9 protein-coding genes are annotated in these 8,586 nt (G+C 33.2%); 1 reads left to right on the forward strand and 8 read right to left on the reverse strand.

The annotated features are described in order from the left end of the window. From B3J44_RS19820 to B3J44_RS19830, 3 genes are all read right to left on the reverse strand, one after another. On the reverse strand, positions 1-893 hold an 893-nt coding region (locus B3J44_RS19820; protein ID WP_286971010.1), incomplete at its 3' end, for a DNA topoisomerase IB. 41 nt (positions 894-934) lie between these two features. After that, positions 935-1,174, reverse strand: coding sequence for a DUF7218 family protein (locus B3J44_RS19825; RefSeq protein ID WP_286971012.1), 240 nt, complete (start codon positions 1,172-1,174; stop codon positions 935-937). Positions 1,175-1,414: 240 nt separating this feature from the next. Next, positions 1,415-1,855, reverse strand: coding sequence for a hypothetical protein (locus tag B3J44_RS19830; RefSeq protein WP_286971014.1), 441 nt, complete (start codon positions 1,853-1,855; stop codon positions 1,415-1,417). 182 nt (positions 1,856-2,037) lie between these two features. Here B3J44_RS19830 and B3J44_RS19835 point away from each other — a divergent pair, with 182 nt between their 5' ends. After that, the gene (locus B3J44_RS19835; protein ID WP_286971015.1) at positions 2,038-2,625 is read left to right on the forward strand and encodes a DUF4142 domain-containing protein; all 588 of its coding nucleotides are present in this window, start codon (positions 2,038-2,040) and stop codon (positions 2,623-2,625) included. 206 nt (positions 2,626-2,831) lie between these two features. Here the strand turns inward: B3J44_RS19835 and B3J44_RS19840 are convergent, their stop codons facing one another. The 5 genes from B3J44_RS19840 to B3J44_RS19860 form a co-directional block, all read right to left on the reverse strand. Next, entirely contained in the window at positions 2,832-3,815 is a 984-nt protein-coding gene (locus B3J44_RS19840; RefSeq protein WP_286971016.1) for an aldo/keto reductase, read from the reverse strand. A gap of 100 nt (positions 3,816-3,915) precedes the next feature. Further along, positions 3,916-4,968 (reverse strand): NAD(P)-dependent alcohol dehydrogenase, encoded by a 1,053-nt coding sequence (locus B3J44_RS19845; protein ID WP_198856024.1) that lies wholly within the window; start codon positions 4,966-4,968, stop codon positions 3,916-3,918. Positions 4,969-5,188: 220 nt separating this feature from the next. Next, the gene (locus tag B3J44_RS19850) at positions 5,189-5,596 is read right to left on the reverse strand and encodes a cupin domain-containing protein (RefSeq protein ID WP_278021989.1); all 408 of its coding nucleotides are present in this window, start codon (positions 5,594-5,596) and stop codon (positions 5,189-5,191) included. Between the two features lie 306 nt (positions 5,597-5,902). Next, positions 5,903-6,772, reverse strand: coding sequence for a helix-turn-helix domain-containing protein (locus B3J44_RS19855; protein WP_198856026.1), 870 nt, complete (start codon positions 6,770-6,772; stop codon positions 5,903-5,905). A gap of 416 nt (positions 6,773-7,188) precedes the next feature. Beyond that, positions 7,189-8,586 (reverse strand): DUF4982 domain-containing protein (locus B3J44_RS19860; RefSeq protein ID WP_286971019.1); only part of this gene is annotated, 1,398 nt, incomplete at its 5' end.

Raw genomic sequence — 8,586 nt, forward strand, 5'->3', positions numbered from 1 at the left:
GCTTCAGCTGTTAAATCAAAAGCAGTTATGATATTCTGTTTGATTTCTTTTTCTTCTGAAGTGATTCCCATTTCCATTAAACTTTCAAAGAAAATAATTGATGCTGCCCAAGTTCTAAAGTCTTTCGCACTGAAATATTCTCCCGAAATATTGTGCAGATATTCGTTTACGGCATGGCTATCCAAAACTTTTCTTTCGCCATTTTTATCGTAATATTTAAAAACTTCGTAACCTGGAATTTCTTCGCAACGGCTTACCAATTTTACCAACTTTTTATTGCGGGTTGTAATGGTATGAAGTTTTCCTTTTTTACCAATAAATTCAAATCTGAGTGAATTTTTATTGATGTTAATATGTCGTTTTCTAAGAGTCGAAAGTCCGTAAGATTTGTTGTCTTTGGCATATTTCTCATTTCCGATTCGAATATGCGTCTCTTCCATCAATCGGATTACCAAAGCGATAACTTTTTCTTTAGACCATTCTTTCTTTTCCAAATCAATGTCGACTTGTTTTCTTATTGATGGGAGTTTAGCTCCAAATTCAGCTATTTTATAAAACTTTGTTTGGTTTCTAATCAAATTCCATTTTGGATGATAACGATATTGTTTTCTATTTTTTAGATCTGTTCCAACAGCCTGTAAATGACCATTTGTAACACCTGTGATGCGAACATTTTCCCATGCAGGCGGAAGAACCAAACTATTAATTCGTTTAATTTCGTTTTTGTTCTTCACTTCTTTTCCGTTCTTTTTATAAACGAAATTCTTTCCTTCGCGACAGCGCACAATTGTCAATTGCTTATCATTAATGTATTCTAAATCCAGTTTTTCGATTACTAGATGTGGCGCTTTAATCAGCTGATTCATTAAATTTTCTTTTCTCGCCGCGTTCATGGTATTTAAATTTTTATCACAAAAACATTCTATTTTAAATTTTAATTATTTCTTAAAGAATCAATTAGTTTCTTTTTATTCATATAAGATCTTCCTTTTATTCCTACTTTACTGGCTTGTTTTAGAAGTTCTTCTTTCGTCCATTCGTCATAAGGCTTTGCTTTTCCGCCCTTCTTTCCTGCATCTGGCGTGTTGGCAATACGCGCCGATTTTTCTTTGCTGTATCCTTTTTTTACCAATGCTTCATACTGCTCTTCATTTTTTATTCTTGGATTTGGCATGATTTCTATTTTTTATTTCGATTAAATTCTAAAAAATCTGATAAGTCAAAGTTCCTGAAAATGTTAAGTGGTTTTGTTATAGAATTTTGATCAGAATTTTCAAATTTTTGGGATGGGAATTTTGAAAGTGGAAATGTAAATTTGTGTTTTTTGTAAAATGGAAAATATTACGTGCGAAAAAAAAATCCCAACTCTTTTGGAGTCGGGACTAAACTAAATTGTGTTATTGATTTTGTTGAATTAAAATTTCTCATAAATATAATTCATCAAAGCATGATAATTTTTAAAATGATCTGGAGAGATTATTATACTCTTATTATCTTTAAATATCAATGTACTATAATAATATCCATTTGATATAGCTCCCGTTTTAGTTCGAAATCTAACTTTTCCTCTTTTAATTTTTGTAATATCCTCATAAGGAATAAACTTTATGTTCCCTGTAATTATATTTTTTGTTTCAATTCCTTCATCTTTAATAGTTAGCGTAAAAATTTCAAACAAATCAGGAATGCAATAAACTATAAATAAAAGGACGAAACATGCAACAATGAATAATGGATTCCTACTAAAATTTATGAATAAATTAAATAGCACATAAAATAATGCGACTACAAAAATAATACCTCCCATTATTATTCTTACAAACAATGTATTTCTAAACTCTGACTGAATATTCATCTGTATTTCTTTTTCTTACCATAATAGTTTTCTTAAAAAAATCAAACTTATGATTATTTAAAAACATTGACAAACTCAAATATCTGTTTACATCCAAATCCTATAACAATCTCTAAAAATCCTGTAAGACATTCCTTTAACTTCTCAATAATTTTACATTATAACATTAAACTATTAAAATCATGAAAAAGTTATTATTAGCCGGAAAAGCCATTTTAGGAGCAGGACTTATCATTATATTCCTTCAATCTTGTAAAAACGAAACCAAACAGGAAGATCCAAAAGAAGTTGCTGAAGATGCAAACGAAGCAAAATTTGATTCTATTGACAGCAAAGAAGATGACTCTGAATTTTTAGTAGATCAAGCCGAAATTAATTTAGCTGAAATAGAAATTGGTAAACTGGCTCAAACAAAAAGTACTAACGCCGAAGTGAAAAAATTTGGTAAAATGCTTGTCGATGAGCACACTAAATCGGCTTCTGAAGTGAGTGCTTTAGCAAAAGCAAAAAACTTTACTCTGCCAACTTCTTTAACTGAAGAAGGTCAAGAAGAATACAATAAACTAAACGAAAAATCTGGTGTTGATTTTGATAAAAAATTCGCCGACATGATGATTGACGGTCACGAAAAAGCGATCAAAAAACTAGAAAAAGCCGCAAAAGATGCTAACGATCAAGAAGTAAGAACTTGGGCTTCTAACAATATTGCAGGTTTAACAGCACATTTACAACACGCTAAAATGCTAAAACAAAACCTAGATAAAAAGTAAAATAATTAAGATGCTAAGATTCTAAGGTTCTGAGATTCTAAGTATAATGTATCTAAGAACCTCAAATCTTTGCTAAAAAACCCCTCAAGAGTTGAATTGCTTGAGGGGTTGTTTTTTTTTAGAAGCTAAGATTCTAAGTTACTAAGATTCTGAGTTTTTCTTTGCATTAAAATCTTAGCAACTTAGAATCTAAGAACCTTAGAATCTTATTTCCCCGCTATCTTCTGCAGATGCTCTGGATATCTTGAGCCTTCAATTGTAATTTTTGAAGCAGCATTTTCGATTTCTGATAAATCTTGTGCTGAAAGTTTTAGATCTACAGCGCCAAGATTTTCTTCTAAACGATGTAGTTTAGTAGTTCCTGGAATTGGTGCAATCCAAGGTTTTTGAGCCAAAATCCATGCAAGAGCTACTTGTGCGTTTGTTGCTCCTTTATCTGCGGCAATTTTAGACAATAAATCAACTAACGCCTGATTTACTTTTCTTGCTTCTGGTGTAAAACGAGGTAAAGTGTTTCTAAAATCGGTGCTATCAAATTGCGTATTTTCGTCAATTTTAGCAGTTAAAAAACCTCTTCCTAACGGACTAAAAGGCACGAAACCAATTCCTAATTCTTCTAATACCGGAAAAATTTCTTCTTCTGGAGTTCTCCACCAAAGTGAGTATTCGCTCTGAAGAGCAGTGACAGGCTGAACTGCGTGCGCACGACGAATGCTTTCTACGCCCGCTTCTGAAAGTCCAAAATGTTTTACTTTTCCTTCTTGAATTAAATCTTTTACCGTTCCTGCAACGTCTTCCATAGGCACATTCGGGTCTACACGATGCTGATAATACAAATCGATTACATCTGTATTTAATCTTTTCAGTGAACCTTCGATGCTTTTTCTAATCCACTCTGGACGGCTGTCTAATCCTTTTTTAGAATCACCTTCCAAAAATCCGAATTTTGTAGCAATTACAATTTTATCACGAAAAGGCGCTAAAGCCTCTCCCAGTAATTCTTCGTTTAAAAATGGTCCGTAACATTCAGCTGTATCAAAAAAGGTAATTCCTTTTTCATAAGCCGAACGTAACAAACTTATCATTTCTTTTTTATCGTGAGCTGGTCCATAACCAAAGCTCATTCCCATGCAGCCAAGTCCTAATGCTGAGACTTCTAAACTGCTATTTCCTAATTTACGTGTTTTCATTTGTTGTTTTTTATTAGGTGCAAAGGATCAAAGGGACAAAGGATCAAAGGTTTCTGCATATAAGAACCTTTGTACCTTTGAGCCTTTGTCACTTTGAATCTTATTTCAAAGAAGCCATATCGATAACAAAACGATATTTGATATCTCCTTTTAATAATCTCTCGTAAGCGTCATTTACATCATTTACGCCAATTACTTCTACGTCTGCCGTAATGTTGTGTTCTGCACAGAAGTCAAGCATTTCTTGAGTTTCTGCAATTCCGCCAATTGCTGAACCTGCAAAACTTCTTCTTCCTAAAATCAGACTGAAAGAAGTTACAGGAAGAGGATCCATTGGTGCTCCAACAAGTGTCAATGTTCCGTCTACTTTCAGTAAATTTAAATACGAATCAATATTATGCTCTGCAGAAACACAGTCTAAAATAAAGTTCATACTTTTTGCATGTTTTGCCATTTGCTCTGGATCTGTAGACAAGATAACTTCATCTGCACCAAGGCGTTTCGCATCTTCGAATTTAGACATTGAAGTAGTTAAAACTACTACATGAGCTCCCATAGCTTTTGCCAATTTGATTCCCATATGTCCTAAACCACCAATTCCTACGATTCCAACTTTTTGTCCAGGACCTACTTTCCAGTGTTTTAACGGAGAATACGTTGTAATTCCTGCACATAATAGTGGCGCAACAGCCGAAAGTTCTAATTTATCTGAAATATGCAATACGAAGTTTTCATCAACAACAATACTTTGAGAATAACCTCCAAAAGTTTGTCCGCCTAAATGTTCGTCGGGAGAATTGAATGTTAAGATGCTTCCTGGATCACAATATTGCTCTAAACCTTCTTTACATTGCTCACATTCTCTACAAGAATCTACCATACAGCCTACTCCTGCTAATTGACCAACTTTGAAACCTTTTACATGTTCTCCAACTTTAGTAACACGGCCTACAATCTCATGTCCTGGAACAATCGGATAAATAGTGCCATGCCATTCATTTCTAGCCGAATGCAAATCAGAATGACAGATTCCGCAATACAAAATTTCGATTTCTACGTCATGCGCCTGTACAGCTCTTCTTTTAATATCTAAGGTTTTTAATGGTGCTTCGGCAGCTTCTGTACCAAACGCTTTAATGCTTTTTGTTTCCATAATTTTTTTATTTGTTGTTATTGTTTTTTGTTTCAGGTCTAAAACTGTTGAGAAATCGCAATAGAAATCCGGCTGATTTATATTGATTTACAAATAGTTATATAAATTTCGATTATTTTAATCTAATCAAAAAATAAAATCTGTTATAAATCAGTAAAATCTGCGTAAAACTAAAAGTTCTTAAAATTTTAAAAGCTCAGAAGCTCAGAATCTTAGTACTTTAGCATCTTTCAAAAGAATAATATTCCTCATCAGTAACACTGTCCAGCCATGTTCCAGAACCTTTGTCTACTTCTGTAACAATGGTAATATGAGAATACTTTGTTTTTGGAGTTGCTCCGTACCAGTGTTCTACTCCAGGTAAAACTGTGATTACTTTTCCTTTTTCGATAAGATTAATTTGTCCGCCACGTTCTTGGTAATATCCCATTCCATCGGTTACAATGATTAATTGCAGACTTGCATTACTGTGCCAATTACTTCTTGCTCCGGGTTCAAAAGAAATATCTTTAATTACAGTATTTTCAGGATGAATTTCGCTTGTCTGCTTTTTATATGACACTTCGCCTGTCATATAAGTATTTGGAATTTTACCTTCTTCGATTACAGCAGTGAAATGTGTCGACATAATTTCGTTGTTTTTAGGTTAATAATTAATTTTAAATTCTTATAAGCTTATTTGAATGAAATAATCAGTACATCGAATCTCTTTTCAGAAAGAGATTTTAATTTTAATTAATACTTTAAAAATTTATATTTTTCTATTATCAAAATTTAAAACTAAATGCAAAGCGGAGCATGCTTTTGTGAAGTGTTATTTAGTCATTAAAAAAACTGATACAAAGATTCGTTGTTTATTTCAGGGCAAATGTAGAACAATACTACAATGCTGAAATAACAATATTCAAACAAAAAATTAAGAAAATGAAACAATTTACATTCGAAGTGATTTCGGAACTGTTCCCGTAAGTCTTTTGAAGTAATTATTGAAATAACTCGGATATTCAAATCCTAGCGAATAACCAATATCCGAAATACTCCAGTCTGTATGCTGTAATAGAGCTTTTGCTTCGTTGATAACTCTTTCGGTAATATGGGCTGTAGTCGGTTTTCCTGTAATTTCTTTTACAGAACGATTTAAATGATTTACATGCACAGAAAGGCTTTGTGCATAATCCTGAGGCGTTTTTAAAGCTAAAGGCTGGTTTTTAGTCTCAATTGGAAATTGTCTTTCCAGCAATTCTAAAAATAAAGAAGTAATTCTTGAAGAGGCGTTTTTATGTTTGAAAAAACTCTCTGAAGGCTGCATTTTCATTGATTCATGAATAATCAAATTGACATAACTGCGCATTAAATCGTCTTTGAAAGCATAATCGGTTTCGTATTCTTCGATCATTTTTTGAAATAACGAATCGATAAACACTTTTTGTTCAGGAGTTAAAGTAAAGATCGGTGTTCCTCCTATTTTAAATAGAGGCGATTCTTGAAGAGTTTCTGAACGGTCTTTTGTTTTAAAAAATTCCTCAGTAAAAACGCAGGCATAACCTTCAAATTTCTCAGAAACCGTTTCCCAAGAATATGGAATAATCGGATTGCCGAAAAACAGAATCGTCCCATCTGTTTCTATTCCGCGGTCAGCATACTGTATGATACTTTTACTAGTGTTGATGCAGATTTTATAAAAGTCTCTTCGGCTATAAACGGGAACTTTACTAAAATCTCCATTTATAGGATACACTTTAAATCCCTTCATTTTTAAATCTGAAGTAAAATCGCAATTCTGAGTTTCTGTCTGATTATTCATTTTGCAAAGTTATGAAAATCAAACATTATTCTTTTGTTAATTTTTTGTTTCAGGTTTAAAGTTTTAGGTTTTCGGGTTTAACCGCAAAGAGCGCGAAGAATTACGCAAGGTTCGTTAAGTTTTGAGTTTTGAGAAAGAAATAGCTCGCAAAGTCGCTCAGACGCAAAATTCTTTTTGAATTGCCTCCAGCTTTAGCTGGAGGTTTAAAAGAGACAAGCATAGAAAAGGCTTTAGCCAAACCAAGAACTGTTTGGCTAAAGCCCTGATAACATTACAATCATTTCACATCCAGCTAAAGCTGGACGCAATTCATTTATAATTATTTAAAAAAGAGACTTTGCGTCTTAGCAACTTTGCTAAATTTTATTTTTTAGCGTCCTTTGCGCAAATCTTAGCGTGACTTGCGGTTAAAAAAACTAATTATTTAAACTCGCTGATCGCAATCCTTTTCCAGAAGCAGATAAAACAACTTCCTTCACATTTTCATCTTTCTGTATAATAATTTGAGCATAACCATTAAAAAGCTTTCTTTTCCAAGATTCTGCTGGTGTTATTACTTGAATAATTCCTGGATCGGTATTCATAACATCCCAGTCTTTTACTTTCTGTAATGGTGTCGCTGCAATGTGAATCGTATTTTTACCTTCTTTTAAAATAGATGCATTTAGAATATATTTTTGCGAATCTTCTTTGCTTGATTCTACTTTACTTCCATTTACAAAAACTACCGTTTCTACTCCTATTTTTTTATAAAAGAAACTTACCACATTTGAAACTGAATTATTTTTCAAGTCAAATTCTCCTTTATAAATATAGGATGGCGCTTGTTTTTTATAATCTCGATCTTTAAAAGCTTCTGTCCATTCTTTCTCTAAATAACTTGGTAATTGCTGTGGCAAAGTTGCACTTGTTCCTTTTCTTTCCTTAAAATTATTTATAGCAAGTAAGCAAATGTCATCAATAAATTGATCACTCTCTAATGACGTTGGATCGCCATTTCCAACTCCTAAAATTTTTCCGCCTTTTATAGAAAATGTGATTTCGTCATTTGACGTTGGAACATGCAAACCATTTTTATCAGTAGTTTCAACCGTTACAACAGAAACATTTCCTTTTAAAACATTTTCTTTATCTAATGACAATTTGATGTTTTCTGACTTTCCTGTTGTTTTTTGAACATCAGAAAGTACTTTTTTACCGTCTTTATACCCAACAGTTTCCAAAGTTCCTGGAGTATAATTAACTTTCCATTCTAAATGGCTATTTTGTTCCATTTTCTTTTTTCCTAAGCTCTTTTTGTTTAGAAAAAGCTCTACTTCATCGCAATTCGAATACGCCCAAACATCCATTTCTTTGCCTTCCATTCCGCTCCAATTCCAATGTGGAAGCAAATGCAGAACTGGTTCTTTTCCCCACCACGATTTTAAGTAAAAAACATTATCTTTCGGGAAACCGCAAACATCCATCATCCCGAAATAAGAAGTTACAGATGGCCAACCATAAGGCGTTGGTTCTCCGCGATAATCAAAACCTGTCCAAATAAACATTCCGGCCAAATAAGGTCTTTCTGCATAGAATTTCCAACCTTCTTCTATACTGTAAAAAGTTGGTCTTGGTTTTTTATCATAAGCACTTTGATAATGTTTGGCATCGTCTGTAAAGTAAATTCCTCGTGTTGCAAAAGTCGAACCTTCTTCGGTTCCCATTCCTGGCTGTTGCTTAAACTGACTTCTGTGTGCATCAATATCTCCGTTTCCTAAATAATTATACCCCATAATTTCAACCACAGAAGAAATTCCGCTTTTAAATCCGCT

This window comes from Flavobacterium sp. UBA4854, from assembly GCF_002399805.1.
Classification (GTDB): Bacteria; Bacteroidota; Bacteroidia; order Flavobacteriales; family Flavobacteriaceae; genus Flavobacterium; species Flavobacterium ginsengisoli.